This window comes from Myxococcus sp. AB025B (genome assembly GCF_006518215.1).
Classification (GTDB): Bacteria; Myxococcota; Myxococcia; order Myxococcales; family Myxococcaceae; genus Myxococcus; species Myxococcus fulvus.
Genome location: NZ_SRLW01000564.1, coordinates 1 through 2,409 on the forward strand (window position 1 = coordinate 1; position 2,409 = coordinate 2,409).

4 protein-coding genes are annotated in these 2,409 nt (G+C 72.6%); all 4 read right to left on the reverse strand.

Going from position 1 to position 2,409, the window contains the following annotated elements:
* A partial coding sequence (locus tag FL311_RS42590) for a peptidase MA family metallohydrolase (RefSeq protein WP_141333328.1) occupies positions 1-1,059 on the reverse strand: 1,059 nt, incomplete at its 3' end.
* 12 nt (positions 1,060-1,071) lie between these two features.
* On the reverse strand, positions 1,072-1,368 hold the full coding sequence (locus FL311_RS42595; protein ID WP_141333329.1) for a DUF167 domain-containing protein: 297 nt from the start codon (positions 1,366-1,368) through the stop codon (positions 1,072-1,074).
* A 4-nt stretch (positions 1,369-1,372) separates the two neighbouring features.
* A complete protein-coding gene (locus tag FL311_RS42600; protein ID WP_046713350.1) occupies positions 1,373-1,900 on the reverse strand; it encodes a DivIVA domain-containing protein in 528 nt (175 codons plus the stop codon).
* A gap of 75 nt (positions 1,901-1,975) precedes the next feature.
* Positions 1,976-2,409 (reverse strand): HEAT repeat domain-containing protein (locus tag FL311_RS42605; RefSeq protein ID WP_228557463.1); only part of this gene is annotated, 434 nt, incomplete at its 5' end.

Genomic DNA, 2,409 nt, shown 5'->3' on the forward strand with positions numbered 1-2,409 from the left:
GTCCTCGGGGGCGGGCAGGGGCGTGGCGTTGGCCTCGGCCGCCTGCTGCTGGGCGACGAGCATCAGCCGCAGGGCGGCCTCGTCCGCGGCCTCCTGGGCGGCCATCTCGGCCAGGCGCAGGTTCTTCTGCCGGCGGCGGCGCGCGTACGCGGCCACGCACAGCACGGAGGCCGTCAGCCACAGGAGCGCGGAGCTGGTGGTGAGCGGCAGCCAGCCGTAGCGGGCCGCGAGCCCGTCGCGCCAGCCGGCCTCCTCCACGTCCAGCGAGGTGTGGAAGGCCTTGCCGAAGGCCGTCTCGAAGGGCTCGCCCGCGCGCACCCCGTCCACGAGCTGCCCCATGGCGTGGGCGCCGTAGCGGGTGCCCAGGTGCGCGACGAAGGCGGCGCTCTGGGCATACGCAATCTCCACGTCGGCGGGCAGGTCCGGCCAGTCGTCGGACAGGTCCTCGAAGTGGAAGACGCGCTCCTGCGTCACCGCGCGGAAGAGGGCGGAGTAGTGCGTGAGCGAGAAGCGCTCCCCGGTGACGTTCTGCGCGACGCCCTCCTGGAACCAGCGCGGCCAGTCGCGCGCGAGCTGTCCCAGCGCCACGTGCGCCAGCTCGTGCCGCAGCGTCTGCTGCCCGTCCGGCGCGTTCAGGCTCAGCGCGTCCAGGAGGATGATTTGATGGGCGGGGTAGGCGAGCGCCACCGCCCAGCCCGGGGGCTTGCCGCCGGGAAGCGCCAGCGCGTCGAACTCGTCGCGCCCCACGCCCAGCCGCACCTCCGTCACCCCCGGCCAGTCCCGCCCGAGGATGCCGCCGAAGCCGTCACGCACCGCCTCAATCTGCCCCGCCAGCTCCCGGGCCGCCCCGGTGGCCGCGGCCGTGTGGAGGATGCGGAAGCGCTTCGTCGTCACCTCGCCGACGACCTGGGGAGGCCGGGCGTGGGGGACGAGCACCACGTTGTCCACGAGCGCGTCGCCCGCGCCGTGGGGATGGGAGACGGAGCCTTCGACCAGGCCCTGGGCCCACGCCCGAGGCATGGCCCAAAGCAACAGCAGCAGGACGAGCAGGTGGCGCATGCGGGGGCCTCGCTAGGCCCCAGACATAACAGCCTCGGTCCGCGCCGCATCAATGCCGACCACCTGCACGCGTTTGCGGCGCGATGCGTCACCAGCGACGAGCGTCACCTGCCTTCGGGGGACCCCCAGCTGCTTGCCCAGGAACTCGAGCAGGGCGGCGTTGGCCTCTCCATCCACGGGCGGAGCGGCGAGCTGGATTTTCAACAGCCCGTCATGCTCGCCGACGACGCGGGTGCGCGACGCGCGGGGCTGGATGAGCAGCGCCAGCTCCACGCCGTCCGGCAGGGACTTCAGCCAGGGCGGGGCCACGGCGCTACTCGCTGACGGTGGCCTTCTTCTGGGACAGGTAGGCCACGTTGTCCTCGACGCGGGCGTAGTCGCGGTCCGCGAAGGCGGGGGCCTTGAAGGTCTCCAGCAGCTTCTGGTGCGCGTCCAGCACCGAGCGCACCTGCGACTCGAACTGGGTGCGCTGACGCTTCAGCTCGTTGATGTCCTCCACCACCTGCACCAGCCGCTGGTGCGCGCCGTGGACGATCTTCTCCGCCTGGTGCTCGGCGTCCGCGATGATGATCTCCGCCTCCTTCTTGGCGGCGGACTGGAGGTCCTCGCTGATGCGCTGCGCGGTGACCATCGTCTCCTGGAGGGTGCGCTCACGCTCCTGATGCTGCTCGAGCTTGAGCTGCGTGCGCTTGAGCTCCTCCTTGAGCGCGATGTTCTCCTTCACCACCTCCTCGAACTCGCCGGCGATCAGCTCGAGGTAGGCCTCGACCTCGCGGCGGGAGAAGCCGCGCAGCGCCGTGTCGAACCGCTTCTGCCGGATGTCGAGCGGAGTGATCTTCATGCGCCGGGAGTCTAGCGCAGGACCGCGACTTCTCCAGGAATCGGCCCCGGGAGCCCGCCTGCCCACCGGGCGGGGTCAGGGCGCGGCGGTGGAGGGGGCCTCCCACTGGGCGGCCACGGCGCGGGCCGCGTTCTGCACGGCGGAGGAGAGGCGAGCGTCGGTGGTGGCGTCCTGCAGGGTGCGCCGGGCGGAGGCGGTGCGCTGGAAGATGAGCCCGTTGAGGGCCTGGATCTTCAGCGCGTCCGGCATGCGGGGGTGGCGCACCACGTTGCCGAGGATCTCCTCGGCCCGGGGATGCTGGAACAGCGCCACCGCGCGCAGCACGGCCTGCTGGGTGCGGGGGTTGGGGTCCCACAGGTGGATGGCCAGCGAGTCCAGGGCGCGAGGGTCCCCCAGCAGGGCCAGGTCCTCCACGGCGATGGCGCGAATCTCCTCCGGCGCGGGACGGGCGGCCCACAGCAGGGCGCGCAGGAAGGCGGCGTCGTCGCCGGGCGCGGCCTGGGGGGCGG